The sequence below is a fragment of the Rhodococcus sp. IEGM 1408 genome, from assembly GCF_033142235.1.
GTDB lineage: Bacteria > Actinomycetota > Actinomycetes > Mycobacteriales > Mycobacteriaceae > Dietzia.
Map to the genome: position 1 here is coordinate 256,985 of NZ_JAWLRW010000002.1, position 17,368 is coordinate 274,352.

A 17,368-nucleotide genomic window follows, 5' to 3' on the forward strand; every position below is an offset into this window, starting at 1 on the left:
GATCAGTTCTCGTCGCCCTCGGCGTCGGCAGCCGACTCCGCGGCGTCCGACTCGACCGGGATGAGGCTGATCTTGCCGCGGTTGTCGATGTCCGCGATCTCGACCTGCATCTTGTCGCCCACGTTCACGACGTCCTCGACCTTGCCGACGCGCTTGCCCTGGCCCAGTTTGGAGATGTGGACCAGGCCGTCGCGACCGGGCAGCAGCGAGAGGAACGCACCGAACGGCGCGGTCTTGACGACCGTGCCGAGGAACCGCTCGCCGACCTTGGGCAGCTGCGGGTTGGCGATGGCGTTGATCTTGTCGATCGCGGCCTGCGCGGACTCGCCGTCGACCGCACCGATGTACACGGTGCCGTCGTCCTCGATCGAGACGGAAGCGCCCGTCTCCTCGGTGATCGAGTTGATCATCTTGCCCTTGGGCCCGATGACCTCGCCGATCTTGTCGACCGGGACCTTGATCGCGATGATCCGCGGGGCGAACGGACTGAGCTCGTCCGGCTCGTCGATCGCCTCGGCCATCACGTCGAGGATCGTCAGACGCGCCTCACGTGCCTGCGTCAGCGCGCCGGCCAGGACCTCGGACGGGATGCCGTCGAGCTTGGTGTCCAGCTGCAGGGCGGTGACGAACATGCCCGTGCCGGCGACCTTGAAGTCCATGTCACCGAACGCGTCCTCGGCACCGAGGATGTCGGTCAGTGCCACGTAGCGGGTCTCCCCGTCGACCTCATCGGTCACCAGGCCCATCGCGATGCCCGCGACCGGCGCCCGGAGGGGCACACCGGCGTTGAGCAGGGACAGGGTCGAGGCACAGACCGAGCCCATGGAGGTCGAACCGTTGGAGCTGAGCGCCTCGGAGACCTGACGGATCGCGTACGGGAACTCCTCGACGCTGGGCAGCACCGGCATGAGCGCACGCTCGGCGAGCGCCCCGTGGCCGATCTCGCGGCGCTTGGGCGAGCCGACGCGGCCCGTCTCACCGGTGGAGTACGGCGGGAAGTTGTAGTGGTGCATGTAGCGCTTCTTGGTCTGGGGCCCGAGCGAGTCGATCTGCTGGGCCATCTTGACCATGTCGAGCGTGGTGACGCCCATGATCTGGGTCTCTCCACGCTCGAACAGTGCGCTGCCGTGGGCGCGGGGGACGACCTCGACCTCGGCGGACAGGGCCCGGATGTCCCGGATCCCGCGACCGTCGATGCGGAAGTGGTCGGTGAGGATCCGCTGGCGGACGATCTTCTTGGTGAGCGACTTGAACGCCGCACCGATCTCCGAGGCGCGGCCCTCGAAACGCGCGGTGAGCGCGTCGAGCACCTCGACCTTGAGCGCGTCGGTGGCGCTGTCGCGCTCCTGCTTGTCCGCGATGGACATGATCTCGCTCAGCTTGGCCTCCGCCACCTCGGCGACGGCGGCCAGCGCGTCGTCCTGGTACGGCGGGAACAGCGTGAACTCGCGCGCCTCGGTGGGCGCGGCGGCGGCCAGCGCCTGCTGCGCGGCGCACAGCTCGGCGATGAACGGCTTGGCGGCCTCGAGGCCCTGGGCCACGACGTCCTCGGTGGGCGCCTGCGCGCCGCCGGCGATCTTCTCGATGACGTCGACCGTGGCCTCGGCCTCGACCATCATGATCGCGACGTCGGCGCTGTCACCGGAGCCGGTGACGCGGCCGGCGACGACCATGTCGAAGACGGCCTCGGAGAGCTGCTCGACGGTCGGGAACGCGACCCACTGGCCTGCCGGGTCGGCGGCCGTCGGGATGAGCGCGATGCGCACGCCGCCGACCGGGCCCGAGAACGGGAGCCCGGAGAGCTGCGTGGATGCGGACGCGGCGTTGATGGCCACCACGTCGTAGAGGTCCTTGGGATCGAGGCTCATGACGGTCACGACGACCTGCACCTCGTTGCGGATCCCGTCCGCGAAGGTGGGGCGCAGCGGCCGGTCGATGAGACGGCAGGTGAGGATGGCGTCCGTGCTGGGCCGACCCTCGCGACGGAAGAAGGATCCGGGGATCCGGCCGGCGGCGTACATCCGCTCCTCGACGTCCACCGTCAGGGGGAAGAAGTCGAAGTGCTCCTTGGCGTGCTTGCCCGCGGTCGTGGCGGACAGCAGCATCGTGTCGTCGTCCAGGTACGCGACGACCGCGCCGGCGGCCTGCTTGGCCAACCGTCCGGTCTCGAAGCGCACCTCTCGGCGACCGAAGTCGCCGTTGTCGATGGTTGCGACGGTCTCGAAGACACCGTCATCGACCTCGACGGCCTTGATCTGTGGCATGTGTAAACCTGTTCTGTTGGTGACTGGGGGCCGCTGAGGCGAAGTCGTTCCGCCGCGGCCGCCGGGCCACACGCCAGGCAAGTCCCGGTTCGACCTCGGTCTTCGATCGAAGCGGCCGGACCCGGCACCCTTCAGGGGGGAGCACATGAGTTCCGGCAGCCACTACCGAGGACCGCTGATCGGACCTGTCGACACACCCGGTACGTGCGTACCGGCCGTGATCAGGCTACCAGGGAAGACAGCCCGGGTCATCGGGGCGCACGGGGCCCCCGCCCTGGAGGAGGACCAGGATCAGGAAAGCACGGATCCCCGCCCTCGAGGAGGACGGGGATCAGGGCGCGAAGTGCGACGGTGAGAACTAGCGACGCAGGCCGAGGCGCTCGATGAGCGAACGGTAGCGCGCGATGTCGGTCTTCGCGATGTACTTGAGCAGACGACGACGGCGGCCGACCATCAGGAGCAGGCCACGCCGCGAGTGGTGGTCGTGCTTGTGGGTCTTGAGGTGCTCGGTGAGCTGGGAGATCCGCTTGGTGAGCATGGCGATCTGGGCTTCCGGCGAGCCGGTGTCCGTCTCGTGGACTCCGTACTCGGCCAGTACGGCCTTCTTCTCTTCAGTGCTCAATGCCATGGTGTCTCCTGGTTGTTCCAGTCCGCGTGTGTGAAGGACCCCGCTACCGCGGACCGCAGCGAGGCCAGGTGTGGACTCTACCAGCCCAAACGCCCGCTCCCCCAATCCGTCGGACTACTCAGGGGCCCCGTCGACCCCGAGTACCGCGCGGGTCCGGGCGACGTCACGGCCCATCGCCACCAGGAGCTCGTCGACCGAGGTGAACTTCTCCATGTCGCGGACGTGGTCGACGAAGTCCACCGCCGCCACCCGTCCGTAGAGGTCCGCCGTCTCGTCCAGGACAAAGGCCTCCACGCTGCGCACCGTGTCCCCGAACGTGGGGTTGGTGCCCACGGAGATGGCTGCGGGGTAGCGGCGACCGGCGACGATCGAACCGTCGACCGCCTGAGCGTCGAGGAGGGTGAACCACCCCGCGTACACGCCGTCGACCGGGACGGCCGTGTACTCGGGCAGGTCCAGGTTGGCCGTGGGGTACCCCAGGTCTCGCCCACCGCGTCCGGCGCCGTGGACCACGACCCCGGACACCCGGTGCGGGCGACCGAGGATCGACGCGGCGCCGGCGACGTCGGACTCCGAGAGCAGCCGCCGGACCCGTGAGGACGAGACGGTCTCGCCTCCGGACTCCAGGAGGTCCATGACCTTCACGGCGATCCCCCGCTCGGCACACAGTTCGCGCAACGTCTCCGGGGTGCCGGCGGCACGCCGGCCGAACGTGAAGTTGCTGCCCACGGTGACAGAGCGGGCCCCCAGGCCCCTGACCAGCACGCGGTCGATGAACTCGTCGGGCTCCCAGGAGGCCATGTCGGTGTCGAAGGGCAGGGCGAACACCGCGTCGATGCCGAACTCCCCGGCCAGTTCCGCACGACGCTCGAGCGGGGTCAGGACGAGCGGGTGGGTGCCGGGCCTGATCACCTCGACGGGGTGCGGGTCGAACGTCACCAGCACCGGGCTGGCACCCAGCTCGCGCCCGGTCTTCACCGCGTGGTCCACCAGACCCCGGTGACCCCGGTGGAGGCCGTCGAACACCCCGAGTGCGACGGAGGTCCCGCCGTCGGGGATCACGATCTCGTCGAACGTCCGCCACAGCTGCACGGCGACCACCTTACGCGCGGGCCCCGACAGACCCGCCGGGCGCATGACCACGACCGGAGCGGCCCGCCGCCCCGACTCGGAGACGAGTGCTGCCACCGAGCCGTCCGGCGCCACGGCGGCCACCACCCCGTCGTCGCCCCGGGCCTCGAGCCAGCGCCCGTGCCGCAGTCCCTCGGCCTCGTCGGCGTCGATTTCGCGACGGGGGAAGGCGGCCAGCGCGGCCGCGTCGAGGTCCAGTGACAGCCGCGGCTCGGCCTCCAACTCCTCGAGGGTCCGGGCCACGTCCAGCCCGAACGGCCCGACGCACGTGCGGCGCAGTGCGGTGAGATGTCCCCCCACGCCGAGCGTCGCGCCGAGATCGCGCGCCAGCGCGCGGATGTAGGTACCGGTCGAACAGTCGACGACGACGACGAGATCGACCACCTCGCCGGAACGCCGCCGCTCGGAGACCTCGAAACGCGAGATCGTCACCGGCCGCGCGTCGAGCTGGACGTCTTCTCCGGCCCGCACCCTGTCGTACGCGCGGCGGCCGTCCACCTTGATCGCGCTCACGGAGGAGGGGACCTGATCCAGTCGCCCGGTCAGACCCGCGACACCGGCGTCGATTTCCGCATCCGTCACGCCGGAGGCGTCGCGGCGCGCAGTGGTCTCGCCCTCGGCGTCGTCGGTGGTGGTGGTCTCCCCGAGGCGGATCGTGGCCTCGTAGGTCTTGGTCTCCAGTGCCAGCAGACCGAGGATCTTGGTGGCCCGCTCGATCCCCACCACCAGGACGCCGGTGGCCATCGGGTCGAGCGTGCCGGCGTGCCCGACTTTCCGGGTGCCGAAGTACCGCCGCAGCCGTCCCACGACGTCGTGACTGGTCATCCCGCCGGGTTTGTCGACCACCACGAGTCCGGGTTCGGGGGCGGGACGGGGGTCTGCTCTGCGAGGCGTCACGAGGACACGTTATCTTCCGTCCACATGCCGGAGCACGATGGCCGAGGCCACATAGCCGTCCCGGACAGCCCACCGGCCGTGGAACTCCACCAGGTCGGGCCCACCGTCCACGGCGTGGGGGTCCACGAGGATCCGCGAACGCAACACGCCCGTCGCGGACTCGTCGTCGACGACCGTGGGCGTCAGGGTGATGTGGGCGTCGGCGAAACCCAGCCACCTACGGGTGAGCGGGAACCACGCCTTGTAGGTCGCCTCCTTGGCGGTGAACAACAACCGGTCCCAGTGGACGGTCCCCACCTCCCCGCGGGCAGCACGCACCCACGCCGCCTCCTCGGGCAACGAGACCGCGTCGAGGACGCCCTCGGTCAGCGGCCCGTGCGGCTCGACGTCCAGTCCGAGGGACCGCACGCGGTCGGCCGGGGCCAGCGCCGCCGCCCGCAACCCGTCGGTATGGGTGAGCGTGCCCACCACCCCGGCCGGCCACACCGGCATACCCCGGCCACCCCGGATGATCGGCCCGGTGGGCACACCCAGCCGGGTCATGGCTTCTCGCGCGCAGGCCCGCGCGGCCGCGAACTCGACGCGGCGCTTGACCACCGCCCCACCGATCTGCTCGGCCTCCACCGGGTGCAGCGCGGCCAGCGCCGCCTCGTCGCTGAGGTCCAGCTCATCGAACGTGACCGCCACCACGTCGTCGGGCAGCACGCTGCGGATCACCGCGCCTCCTCCAGGTCGGGCCCGGTGTCACCGGGTCGGGCGATCCGCGGCAGCCCGCCCTCCCCCCGGATCCACCGCACCTGCGGGTGGTCCGGGACGGGGAGGATCTGGCGGGCCAGCGGATCGGGCCGACCGCGGCCTGACCACTCGCGCGGGTATCCCAGCGAGACCTCCTCGAAGCGCACGTCGTCGTGGACCGTGGACCGCGGGATGTGCAGGTGACCGTAGACGCACGCGGTCGCCCGGTAGCGGCGGTGCCAGTCCGCCGTCTGCTCGGTCCCGCACCACAGCGCGAAGTCGGGGTGGCGCAGGACCCTAGTCGGTTCCCGCACCAGCGGCCAGTGGTTGACGAGCACCGTCGGATGGGCCGGATCCAGCGTCGCGAGCCTGGCGGTGGTGGCCACCAGGCGTTCCCGGCACCAGTCGACCACGTCCGGGTAGGGGGCGGGGTCGATGAGGAACTCGTCGGAGGCCACCACCCGCCGCTCCCGCGCACCCGCCAGGGCCGATGACCGGGACTGCCCCGGATCCCGGGTCCACGAATAGTCGTAGAGCAGGAACATCGGCACGACCCACGCCGGCCCGCCCGGACCGGTCCACAGCGGGTACGGGTCCTCCGGAGTGTCCACCCCGATCGAGCGACAAGCGTCCACCAGCCGGTCGTACTTGGTCGTGGACGTGATCCCCTCGTCGTCGCGGCCGATCCACAGCTCGTGGTTGCCGGGCACCCAGATCACCCGCTCGAACCTCCCGGCGAGCCGCTGCAGGGCATCCACCACGTGGTCGGTCTTCTCCGCCACGTCCCCGGCCACGATGAGCCAGTCCCCCGGGTGGGCGGGCCGGATGTCGTCCAGGACGTCCGTGTTGCCCCGGTGCCCCACATGGAGGTCGGACACCGCGCGCAGGCTCGGCTGGTCGGTCATGTCGACGCCTCCTGGCCGCGGCTGGGACTCTCCGCGCCGGTTCTCTCCGGGCTGGGTCTCTCCGTGGCGCGGGTCTCCGCACCGCGTCTCTCCGGGCCGGGGGTCTGGGCTCCGAGGACCAGCCAGCGATCCCCCCGGACCCTCGCCGCGACGAAGATCAGCCGCATCGCCACGAACACCCCCATCCCCCACCAGATCCCGGCGAGCCCCCACCCGTTGTGCCGGGTCGCGAGCAGGACCGGCAGGAACCCGAACAGCGCCGCGATGACCGTGGTGGTGCGCAGGTAGGCCGCGTCGCCGGCGCCCAACAGGACGCCGTCGAGGCCGAAGACGAGTGCGGCCGGGATCACCACGATCGCCATTCCCAGGAGGGCCACCATCAATCGACCAGCGACCGCGGAGTCCCCCGACAGCAGGATCGACATCGGGCCGCGGAAGACAACCGTCAACACGGCGAGCGCCACCCCGAGGCCCAGCGACCACACGACCACCGCCCTGGCCAGGGCGCGGCCATGGGCGGCGAGCCCGGCACCCAGTGCCGCACCGACGAGCGACTGTGCGGCGATCGCGACCGAATCCAGGACCAGGGTGTAGAGCGCCCACATCTGTTGTGCCAGATGATGCGCGGCCAGGGAGTCGACACCGGCTGCGGCGGCCGCCGTGGTGGCCACGGCAAAGGTCACCTGGAAGGACGCGGTGCGGATGACCAGGTCCACGCCCAGGCGGAGTTGTCGGGCGATCACGTGCCATCGCGGTCGGAGTGAGGCGCGGTGTTCCAGGACCAGCGCCCCGAGGAATCCGCCGGCCATGATCAGCTGACCCGCGAGGTTGGACCACGCGCTGCCCACCAGCCCGAGTGCGGGAGCGGGGCCGAGCCCGGGGACCAGGACCACACACCCGATGGTGGAGATCCCGATCCCCACCGTCACCAGGATCAGTGGCGTCCGGAGTCGTTGCACCCCTCGCATCCAGCCGTGACCCGCGGAGGCCACGAGGATGCAGGGGATGCCCCAGACCGCCACCCGGAGCCAGTCGGCAGCCCCCGCGGCCACCTCCGCGTCCGCGGAGAGCACTCGTGTCAGGGGCCCGATCAGGGCCAGTACCGACGCCACGACCACGGCGCCCACGGTCAGTGCGATCCACGTGGCCTGGACACCTTCCCCGACGGCGTCGGAACGCCGCCCGGCCCCGTGGAGCCGGGACGCCCGGGCGGTGGTGCCGTAGGAGAGGAAGTTCATCTGGGTGCCCAGCAACAACAGGACGAGCGCTCCGACGCCGAGCGATGCCAGGTCCTCCGAGCCCTGCCGGCCCACGACGATCCCGTCGACCAGGAGGTAGATGGGCTCGGCGGCGAGCACCGGCAGTACCGGCAGCGCGATCGACCACAGTCGCCGGCCCAGATCACCCACCCCGACGGCGGGGGCCCGCCCGGCGACCGGGGTCGACCCGGAGGGCCCCTGGTCAGCCGAGGAGTTCACGAAGCCTCGCCGACACGGTGTCGAGGTCCCCTCGAAGGGTGCACCCGGCCGCGGCGGGGTGTCCGCCGCCGCCGAGCGCGGCGGCGACCGCCGAGACGTCCACGCCGGACTCGCCCCCGTCGCGGGACCGCAACGAGACAACCCACTCGCCCGGCCGGAATTCCTTGAGCAGCACAGACACCCACGCCTCGCGGACACCCTGGAGGTGGGAGACGAGCGATTCGACGTCGGACTCCTCGGCGGCGACGACCACCTCGTGGGGGACATGCAGCCATATCGAGCCCCGTCCACCCACCGCGTCGGCCTCCAGACGCGCGGAGGCCAGGAGCTGGGAGAGTACGCGCAGCCAGGAGAACGAGTGGGCGTCGAGGAGTTCGAAACCCATGGTCCTGGATTCCGCACCGGCGGCCAGCAGTCGACGCGCCGTGTCGTGCGCGCCGGGGCCTCCCCAGCGGAAGGACCCGGTGTCCGTGATGAGCCCGGCGTAGAGGCTGCTGGCCAGGTCGGCGTCGACCGGGTACCGGCCGGCGACGAGGACGTCCAGGACGAGAGACGCGGTCGACGCCGCGTCGGGATCGAGGAGGAGGTGGGTGCCGAACCCCGGGTTGGACCGGTGATGGTCCACCACCAGGACCTCGGCGGCGGCCTCGGTCAGCCGCTCCCAGTCCCCCACCCGATCAGGGCTCGCGCAGTCCAGCGCCACCACGAGACCGTCGTGCGCCGGTACGTCGCACAGCGGGACCACGTGTTCGGTCCCGGGGATCACCCGGAGCGCGTCCGGGACGGTCCCCGGATCGAAGGAGTGGTGGACGGTGACGCCCTCGGCCCGCAGCGCCCGGGCGAGGCCCGCCGAGCTGCCGAGGGCGTCGGCGTCGGGACGGAGGTGACACAGCACGGTCACCTCACGGTGCCGCGCCAGCACCTCCGCCGCGCCGCCCACGTCCACCACGGTGGTCACCGGTCGTCGTCCTCCGGCTGCCCCACCTCGTCGTCCCTGCGGTACGGGTCCTCATCCCCCGCCGGCTGTGCGCCCTCCGCCACGCGGCGGACCTGTTCGTCCTGCGCACGGGCCTTGGCGAGCAGCTCCTCCATCTGGCGTGCGGCATCGGGCACGGAGTCCAACAGGAAGTGCAGCTCAGGGGTGAACTTGACCCCGGTCTGCTTCCCCACCATCGTCCGGAGCCGACCCCGCGCCGTAGTGAGTGCGCCCTCCGCGGCCTCGAGGTCGGGTTCCTCGTCGAGGGTCTTACCGCGGACCGTGTAGTACAGCGTGGCCACCCGGAGGTCACTCGTGATGCGTGAGTCCGTGATGGTGATGAACTCGAGACGCGGATCCTTGATCTCGTGTTCGATCGCCGTCGCGACGATCTCCCCGATCCGCTTGCCGAGCCGTCCGGCCCGTCCCTTTCCGGCCATGGCGATTCTCCTAGACGTGGTGCGACCTGAGGCCGCGTGTTCCCAGCATGGCCGTGGGGGCAGGCCCGTGCGATACGGAACCTGCCCCCACGGATGTCACCGTCGACGTCAGTCGCGCGGCTTTTCGACGAGCTCGTAGGTCTCGATGATGTCGCCGATCTTGATGTCGGAGTACGTCACCGTCAGACCACACTCGAAGCCCTCGCGGACCTCGGTCGCGTCGTCCTTCTCCCGGCGCAGCGAGGAGACGGTCATCTCCTCGACCACGACGTTGCCGTCGCGCAGCAGCCGCGCCTTGGCGTTGCGGCGCATGATCCCGTCGAGGACCATGCAACCGGCGATCGAGCCGACCTTGGAGGAGCGGAACAGGTTGCGGATCTCGGCCTGGCCGAGTCGCTTCTCCTCGTACACCGGCTTGAGCATGCCCTTGAGCGCACTCGCGATCTCGTCGATCGCCTGGTAGATCACCGAGTAGTACCGGATGTCGACGCCCTCGCGGTTGGCCAGCTCAGTGGCCTTGCCTTCGGCACGCACGTTGAATCCGATGATCACGGCGTCAGACGCCGCCGCCAGGTTGACGTTGGTCTCGGTGACAGCACCGACACCGCGATCGATGACGCGCAACTCGACCTCGTCGTCGATCTCGATCCCGAGGAGGGCCTCTTCGAGGGCCTCGACCGTACCGGAGTTGTCGCCCTTGATGATGAGGTTGAGCTGGCTCGTCTCCTTGAGATGCGAATCCAGGTCCTCGAGGCTGATCCGGCGACGGCTGCGTGCGGCCATCGCATTGCGCTTGCGCGCATTACGGCGGTCCGCGATCTGCCGGGCCGTCCGGTCCTCCTCGACCACCATCAGGGTGTCACCGGCGCCACAGACGCTGGTCAGACCGATGACCTGCACCGGACGGGACGGAGTCGCCTCCACGACGTCCTCACCGTGCTCGTCGACCATCCGACGAACGCGGCCGTAGGCGTCACCGGCGACGATCGAGTCGCCGACCCGCAGGGTGCCGCGCTGGATGAGCACGGTGGCGACCGGACCGCGACCGCGGTCGAGGTGAGCCTCGATCGCGACGCCCTGGGCGTCCATGTCCGGGTTGGCCCGCAGGTCGAGCGACGCGTCCGCGGTGAGGACGACGGCCTCGAGCAGCGAGTCGATGTTGAGACCCTGCTTGGCGGAGATGTCGACGAACATCGTGTCGCCGCCGTACTCCTCGGCGACGAGCCCGTACTCGGTCAGCTGACCGCGGATCTTGTCGGGCTGCGCGCCCTCCTTGTCGATCTTGTTGACCGCCACGACGATCGGCACGGAGGCCGCCTGTGCGTGGTTGATCGCCTCGACCGTCTGCGGCATCACGCCGTCGTCCGCCGCGACCACGATGATCGCGATGTCCGTCGACTTGGCGCCGCGGGCACGCATGGCGGTGAACGCCTCGTGACCCGGCGTATCGATGAAGGTGATCGTGCGGTCGATGCCGTCGACCGGCACGGTGACCTGGTAGGCACCGATGTGCTGGGTGATCCCGCCGGCCTCGCCCTCGCCGACCTTGGCGGACCGGATGCTGTCGAGCAGCCGGGTCTTGCCGTGGTCGACGTGGCCCATGACGGTGACGACCGCGGGACGGATCTCGAGATCGTCCTCGCCGCCCTCGTCCTCGCCGTAGGACAGGTCGAACGAGTCGAGCAGCTCACGGTCCTCGTCCTCGGGGCTGACGACCTGGACCTTGAAGCCCATCTCCTCGCCGAGGAGCTGCAGCGTCTCGGGGGTGACGGACTGCGTAGCAGTGACCATCTCACCGAGGTTGAACAGCGCCTGGACCAGCTGTGAGGGGTTGACGTCGATCTTGTCGGCGAAGTCGCTCAGCGAGGAACCCTGCGCGAGGCGCAGGACCTGGCCGCGACCATCCGGCAACCGGACGCCGCCGACCTCGGGGGCCCGCATCGAATCGTATTCCTGGCGCTTCTGCCGCTTGGACTTGCGACCCCTGCGGGGCGCGCCACCGGGACGACCGAACGCGCCCGCGGCACCGCTGCGACCACGGTTACCGCCGCCGCCACCGGGACGACCGCGGAAACCGCCGCCACCCGCTGCGGGGGCTCCGGTGGTACCGCCACCGGCACCGGGGCGGAAGCCACCGCCACCGGGACGGCCCGCGGGACCACCCGGACGACCACGACCGGCCGCGGGACGCGCGACCTGACCGGGCATCTGACCCGGGCTCGGACGGGGTCCGCCCGCTCCGGGAGCACCCGGACGCTGCGGCGGACGGGGTCCACCCTGACCGGGGGTCGGCCGAGCCGGACGGGGACCGCCCTGGCCGGGAGCCGGACGAGGACCGCCCTGGCCGGGAGCCGGACGGGCCCCACCCTGCGGGCGGGGTGCGGGCGTGGTGCCGCTGGAGAACGGGTTGTTGCCGACGCGCGGGACCTTGGGACCCGGCTTCGGGCCTGCCGGACGCGGACCGGGCGCCGGACGGGACGCCGCCGGGGCGGCGGGAGCCGCCGGAGCCGCGGGCACTGCCGGGGCTGAGGGCGCCGCCGGTACCGACTCGGGGGCCGGAGGCGCTGCGGCGGGCTCGGGAGCCGGAGCAGCGGGCTTGGCACCCGGGGTCGGACGCGCGGCTGCGGGCCGGGGAGCCGGAGCAGCGGGCTTGGCGCCCGGGGTCGGTCGCTCGGCCGCGGGCTTGGGAGCCGACTTCCGAGGATCTGAACCCGGACGGGGGCCCGGCGCCGGAGCGGCGGGCGCCGACGGCGCACCGGGCTTCGGGGCCGCGGAGCCGCCCGGCTTGGGCGACGCCGGAGCGGAATCGGACCCGCCGTCGGTCGCCGGGTTGGACTCACGGAGACGCCGGACTACCGGGGCCTCGAGGGTCGATGATGCGGACTTGACGAACTCTCCCTGATCGCGGAGTTTCGTCAGAAGTTCTTTACTTGTGATACCGAACTCTTTTGCCAGCTCGTGTACCCGGGGCTTGCCTGCCACTGCTCTCCTCACTGCGAGGTCTTCACGGCAGGGCTGGCCGCGCGACCTCGGTCTACATTCGATGGACGTTCATCGCTGGAGCTTCACGGTGTTCTCATCGTGTCTGGTCCGTTCCTTTTCTTGTGCTCCCCCTACCGACCGATGCGGCCGGCGGGTGATCTCGTGCTCGGGACGGCATCGTCTCGAGCACCTCCGAGATCGCGTCCTGGGACACGTTCCCGGCGACTCGCAGGGCCCTGATGAAGGCCTTGCGGTCGAGTGCTGTCGTGATGCACCGCTCGTCGCGATGCACCCAGGCTCCACGCCCCTCTGCACGACGGCGGGGGTCAGGCGAGAGAGCTGCCGCCTGTGGATCGTGGACGATCCGCAGTAGCCGGGAATCGATATCCCGGCGGCGACAGCCGACGCAGGTCCGTATGGGACCCGCCACTCCGGCGGTACCGACATGCTGGTCGTCGTGCACCCGCATCCGGCCGCCTCGGTTCCTCGCCGCCCCGCCCGCATCTGCGGGTGAGCGTGAAATGACTGTGACAACTGATCAGTCTACAGGTCCGACGGTGTGAGCACTAACGGCGCGCCCGACCGCGTGGGCCGGGTCATGACGCGCGTCACTCCGCGTCACTGTGGATGTCGATACGCCACTGGGTCAGACGGTGTGCCAGGCGGGCGTTCTGGCCCTCTTTACCGATCGCGAGCGAGAGCTGGTAGTCGGGGACGACCACCCGGGCCGCGCGCAGCTCGGCGTCCGCCACGGTCACCGCGATGACCTTGGCGGGCGAGAGCGCGTTTCCGACGAAGACCGTGGGGTCCTCGTCGTAGTCCACGATGTCGATCTTCTCGTCGTTGAGTTCTGCCATCACCGCACGCACCCGGGCGCCGTTCGGTCCGATGCACGCACCCTTGGCGTTGAGACCCGACACCGTGGTCTCGACGGCGATCTTGGTCCGGTGACCGGCCTCACGGGCGATCGCCATGATGCGGACCGACCCGTCCCCGATCTCGGGAACCTCGAGCGCGAAGAGCCCCCTGACCAGATCCGGGTGGGTGCGTGAGAGCGAGAGGGAGGCGCCGTGCGGTCCCTTGTGCACGTTCAGGACGTGGCACTTGATGCGGTCGCCGTGCGCGTAGGTCTCCCCCGGCACCTGCTCCGCCGGCGCGATCGTGCCCTCGGTGCCTCCGTTCTCCGGCCCGATGTGCACCACGATGATCCCCCGGGCGTTCGCCCGGGAATCCGACTGGATGACACCGCTGACCACCTCACCCTCCCTGGCGACGAGATCACCGTAGATCCGCTCGGTCTCCGCCTCACGGAGCCGCTGGAGGATGATCTGCCGGGCGGTCGCTGCCGCGATCCGACCGAAGTCGTCAGGGGTGGCGTCGAATTCGCCGATCCGGTTGCCGTCCTCGTCGACCTCGGCCGCCATGACGGCGACCGTGCCGGCCTTGCGGTTCAGCTCGATCCGGGCGACGCGATGCGCGTCGTCAGTCCGCTTGTACGCGGTGAGCAGGGCGTTCTCCAGGGTCCGCACGAGGTCGTCCAGCGGGATCTCCCGTTCCTGCGACAGCATGTTGAGTGCAGCCATGTCGATGTTCAATTTTCTTCTCCTTCTTGCACGCCACGACCGGGATTCTCGGGATCCGACAGGAGCGCGAGCTCTCCTTCGGGGGCGGGCCGGAACTCGACCCGGATCACGGCGCGGGCCACCTCGGACAACGCTACCGAGTTCACCCGCATCCCACGACCCGACCTCGTCACGAGCCGGACCGTGCCGGACGCCTCGTCGAGGTCGCCCACCCGGCCCTGCGTGGGGCCGTCGACGCCCTCGACGTAGGACAGCTCGACCTGCCTACCCCGCGCGCGCCTCCAGTGCCGGGGCTCGGAGAGGGGCGCGTCCACACCGCGACTGGTCACCTCGAAGGTGACGGCGCGGTCGGGCCCGCCCCACTGCTCGGCGATGCCGTCGAGCTCGATCGAGAGCTCGGCGAGATGGTCCAGGGTGACCCCGGTGTCGCCGTCGACGACCACGGTCACGTGCCAGGTGGTCGCTGCGGAATCCTCTCGGATCTCCTCGAGCTCGAGGCCACGCTCGGCGACCGCTGTGCGGATATGGGCCCTGTCGGACTCGGGGACGATCACGTTGCTCCTGGCGTCGCGGCTGGTGGGTACCGGTCCGGGTCGCGGACGGGCCGGATCACTGTACCGCCTCCCCACCGACCGTCCCGACCACTGGCAGGATGTCGGGGTGCCCTCCACCTCCAGTCCCCCCGTCTCTCGTCGTCGGTTCGTCGCGTCGACGGTGGGCGTCGCCGGGCTGGTGGTGGCCGGGGGGTGCGCGCTACCGACTGTCGACGACGAGCCGGATCCGCTGCTCCGACTGGCGGCCGCCGCCGAGCGTGACGCGCTCGAGCTCGGCGCCGCCGACGCCTCCCACGGGGAGGATGCCGCCCGCCTCCGCCGGGTCGCCGATGCCCGGCGGGTCCACGCCGAGCAGCTGTCCGCCGAGATCCGGCGCCTGGCGCCCGAGGCAGCACCCACGAACGGGGTCGAACCGACCCCGCCCGCGGTGTGCCCGCCCATCGGGGAGGTGCGCATCCGACTCCGGGACGACGCCAAGCGGGCCGCGGAGGTCGCCGTGGCCTCCCGCGGTCACCGCGCCGCGCTCGCGTCCTCGGTGTCCGCCGCCTGCACGGCAGCGGTCGAGGTGGCGCTCGCATGACCACACCGCGAGGGTTGGGTGCCGAGGACGCCGCTGTGTTCGGCTACGGCGTGGTCCTGGCCGGTGCCGACAGCGGGATCCGCACCGCGGTCCGACGGGAGCTCGCAGCGCACCGCGCCCGCCGCGACGCCGCGGAGGCACTGTGGCCGGAGGCCGGTCCCGCGCCGGTCGGTTACCTGACCGCGCCCGACACCCCGACCTCTCCCGTACTGCTGGCGATCCGTCTCGAATCCGACTGCTGCGAGGCGTGGCGCACGGAGATGGGCGACGCCGAGACCCCTGAGATCCGACAGTTCTGCCTGGACGCTCTCACGGCCGCCGCCCTGCAGCTCGCCCGCTGGCGGACGTTGGTCCCGGGCGCGCCGTTCGAGGCGCTGCCCGGGTTCCCGCCGCCGTCCTGAGGTCCCCCGAGGGGACCAGCGCGTCGCCCGAGGGGACCAGCGCGTCGCCCCGAGGGGACTAGCGTCCGGCTCCGATGAGCCGCACGATCTCGTCGGCGGCACCGTCGACGGGCACCTGGGTGATGTTCCCGGTCGCACGCTCGCGGAGCTCGACCGTCCCCTCGGACCAACCGCGGCCCACCACGACGATCCACGGCACACCGATCAGCTCGGCGTCCTTGAACTTCACTCCCGGGGAGGCCTTGCGGTCGTCGAACAGGACCTCCAGGCGCGCTCTGTCGAAGGTCTCCACGAGGGTCGCGGCACCGCTGATCGCGGCCTCATCCTTGTTCGCGATCACCACGTGGACGTCGGCGGGCGACGCCTCGGCGGGCCACACCAGGCCCTTCTCGTCCGCGAACTGTTCTGCCAGCACGGCCACGAGGCGGGAGACCCCGATGCCGTAGGAACCCATGGTCACCCGGGCGGGCTTGCCGTTCTGGTCGAGAACGTCGAACCCGAAGGCGTCGGTGTACTTGCGACCGAGCTGGAAGATGTGGCCGATCTCGATACCGCGGGCCAGCGTGAGGGTGCCGTGCCCGTCGGGGGCGGCGTCGCCCTCCCGGACCTCGGCGGCCTCGATCGTGCCGTCGGGGGTGAAGTCGCGGCCGCACACCATGTCGACGACGTGCTTGCCGGGCTCGTCAGCTCCGGTGATCCACGTGGTCCCCTCGACGACCCTGGGATCGACCAGGAAGCGGACCTCGTGTGCGGCCAGGGCCCGGGGGCCGAGGTACCCCTTGATCAGGAACGGGTTGGCCGTGAAGTCGGCCTCGTCGAGGATGGCCACCTCGACGGGCTCGAGCGCGGCCTCGACGCGCTTCATGTCGACCTCGCGGTCACCGGGAAGGCCCACGCCGAGCAGTTCCCAGTCCTTGCCGGGCTCACGGGCCTTGAGCATCACCGTCTTGAGCGTGTCCGCGGCGGTCACCTCGCGACCGAGGTCGGCGCCGTTCGCCCAGGTGACCAGAGACTCGATCGTCGACGCGCCCGGTGTCTCGTGAACCACGGCCCCGGGGAGTCCCTCGAGCGGGCGTGCCGGCGGCGCCGGGGTCACCACGGCCTCGACGTTGGCCGCGTACCCGCCGTCGGTCGACCGGACGAACGTGTCCTCACCGGCGGCGGAGACGGCGAGGAACTCCTCGGAGGCCGATCCGCCCATCGCGCCCGAGGTGGCGGCGCAGACGACGTATTCGATCCCCAGGCGGTCGAAGATCCGCTGGTAGGCAGTGCGGTGGGCCTGGTAGGAGCGCTCGAGCCCGGCGTCGTCGACGTCGAACGAGTACGAATCCTTCATGGTGAACTCGCGGCCCCGGAGGATCCCGGCGCGGGGACGCTCCTCATCGCGGTACTTGGTCTGGATCTGGTAGAGGGTGACGGGGAGGTCCTTGTACGAGGTGTACTCGCCCTGCACGGTGAGCGTGAACAGCTCCTCGTGGGTGGGACCGAGCATCATGTCGTTGCCCTTGCGGTCCTTCAGCCGGAACAACGCCGGGCCGTACTCGGTCCACCGGCCGGTGGTCTCGTAGGGCTCGCGCGGCAGGAGCGCGGGCAGGCTGATCTCCTGGGCGCCGGAGGCGTTCATCTCCTCGCGCACCACCTGTTCGATGCGGCGGAGCGTGCGCAGCCCGAGCGGCAGCCAGGAGTAGACGCCGGGCGCGATGCGCCGGACGTATCCGGCCCGGACCAGCAGCTTGTGGCTCAGGACCTCGGCATCAGACGGGTCGTCGCGGAGCGTTCGCAGGAAGAGGTGGGACAGACGCGTGATCACGGTG

The 17,368-nt window shown here is 70.8% G+C and carries 15 protein-coding genes and 1 pseudogene; 2 read left to right on the forward strand and 14 right to left on the reverse strand.

The features are described from left to right. Positions 1-2 precede the first annotated feature (2 nt). The 13 genes and pseudogenes from R4P08_RS04055 to rimP form a co-directional block, all read right to left on the reverse strand. Entirely contained in the window at positions 3-2,264 is a 2,262-nt protein-coding gene (locus tag R4P08_RS04055; protein WP_317812477.1) for a polyribonucleotide nucleotidyltransferase, read from the reverse strand. A 358-nt stretch (positions 2,265-2,622) separates the two neighbouring features. After that, positions 2,623-2,892: a 30S ribosomal protein S15 gene (gene rpsO / locus R4P08_RS04060; RefSeq protein WP_317812478.1), complete on the reverse strand. Its 270-nt coding sequence runs from the start codon at positions 2,890-2,892 to the stop codon at positions 2,623-2,625. Between the two features lie 114 nt (positions 2,893-3,006). Further along, a complete protein-coding gene (locus tag R4P08_RS04065; protein ID WP_317812716.1) occupies positions 3,007-4,029 on the reverse strand; it encodes a bifunctional riboflavin kinase/FAD synthetase in 1,023 nt (340 codons plus the stop codon). After that, positions 4,012-4,920: pseudogene (gene truB / locus R4P08_RS04070) on the reverse strand (tRNA pseudouridine(55) synthase TruB); the annotation flags it as partial. The pseudogene truB and the gene R4P08_RS04065, both read right to left, overlap by 18 nt. Positions 4,921-4,929: 9 nt before the next feature. Then, on the reverse strand, positions 4,930-5,637 hold the full coding sequence (locus R4P08_RS04075) for a 4'-phosphopantetheinyl transferase (RefSeq protein WP_317812479.1): 708 nt from the start codon (positions 5,635-5,637) through the stop codon (positions 4,930-4,932). Beyond that, entirely contained in the window at positions 5,634-6,560 is a 927-nt protein-coding gene (locus R4P08_RS04080; RefSeq protein WP_317812480.1) for a metallophosphoesterase, read from the reverse strand. The genes R4P08_RS04075 and R4P08_RS04080 overlap by 4 nt, the downstream gene beginning before the upstream one ends. Beyond that, a complete protein-coding gene (locus R4P08_RS04085; RefSeq protein WP_317812481.1) occupies positions 6,557-8,038 on the reverse strand; it encodes an MATE family efflux transporter in 1,482 nt (493 codons plus the stop codon). The genes R4P08_RS04080 and R4P08_RS04085 overlap by 4 nt, the downstream gene beginning before the upstream one ends. Further along, positions 8,022-8,996, reverse strand: a complete 975-nt coding sequence (locus R4P08_RS04090; RefSeq protein WP_317812482.1) for a DHH family phosphoesterase — start codon at positions 8,994-8,996, stop codon at positions 8,022-8,024. Before R4P08_RS04090 ends, R4P08_RS04085 begins: the two co-directional genes overlap by 17 nt. Then, a complete protein-coding gene (gene rbfA / locus R4P08_RS04095; RefSeq protein ID WP_317812483.1) occupies positions 8,993-9,454 on the reverse strand; it encodes a 30S ribosome-binding factor RbfA in 462 nt (153 codons plus the stop codon). Before rbfA ends, R4P08_RS04090 begins: the two co-directional genes overlap by 4 nt. 108 nt (positions 9,455-9,562) lie before the next feature. Continuing rightward, entirely contained in the window at positions 9,563-12,436 is a 2,874-nt protein-coding gene (gene infB / locus R4P08_RS04100) for a translation initiation factor IF-2 (protein ID WP_317812484.1), read from the reverse strand. A 94-nt stretch (positions 12,437-12,530) separates the two neighbouring features. After that, entirely contained in the window at positions 12,531-12,905 is a 375-nt protein-coding gene (locus R4P08_RS04105) for a YlxR family protein (protein WP_317812485.1), read from the reverse strand. Positions 12,906-13,044: 139 nt separating this feature from the next. Next, positions 13,045-14,031: a transcription termination factor NusA gene (gene nusA / locus R4P08_RS04110; RefSeq protein WP_317812486.1), complete on the reverse strand. Its 987-nt coding sequence runs from the start codon at positions 14,029-14,031 to the stop codon at positions 13,045-13,047. Continuing rightward, the gene (gene rimP / locus R4P08_RS04115; protein ID WP_317812487.1) at positions 14,028-14,573 is read right to left on the reverse strand and encodes a ribosome maturation protein RimP; all 546 of its coding nucleotides are present in this window, start codon (positions 14,571-14,573) and stop codon (positions 14,028-14,030) included. The genes nusA and rimP overlap by 4 nt, the downstream gene beginning before the upstream one ends. Before the next feature lie 106 nt (positions 14,574-14,679). Between rimP and R4P08_RS04120 the strand changes: the two genes are divergently transcribed. Together R4P08_RS04120 and R4P08_RS04125 are read left to right on the forward strand one after the other, a co-directional pair. Continuing rightward, positions 14,680-15,153, forward strand: coding sequence for a hypothetical protein (locus R4P08_RS04120; protein WP_317812488.1), 474 nt, complete (start codon positions 14,680-14,682; stop codon positions 15,151-15,153). Beyond that, positions 15,150-15,554: a DUF4439 domain-containing protein gene (locus tag R4P08_RS04125; protein WP_317812489.1), complete on the forward strand. Its 405-nt coding sequence runs from the start codon at positions 15,150-15,152 to the stop codon at positions 15,552-15,554. Before R4P08_RS04120 ends, R4P08_RS04125 begins: the two co-directional genes overlap by 4 nt. A gap of 58 nt (positions 15,555-15,612) precedes the next feature. On the opposite strand, the gene R4P08_RS04130 is transcribed toward R4P08_RS04125, so the two are convergent. Further along, entirely contained in the window at positions 15,613-17,364 is a 1,752-nt protein-coding gene (locus R4P08_RS04130) for a proline--tRNA ligase (RefSeq protein WP_317812490.1), read from the reverse strand. Positions 17,365-17,368 lie beyond the last annotated feature (4 nt).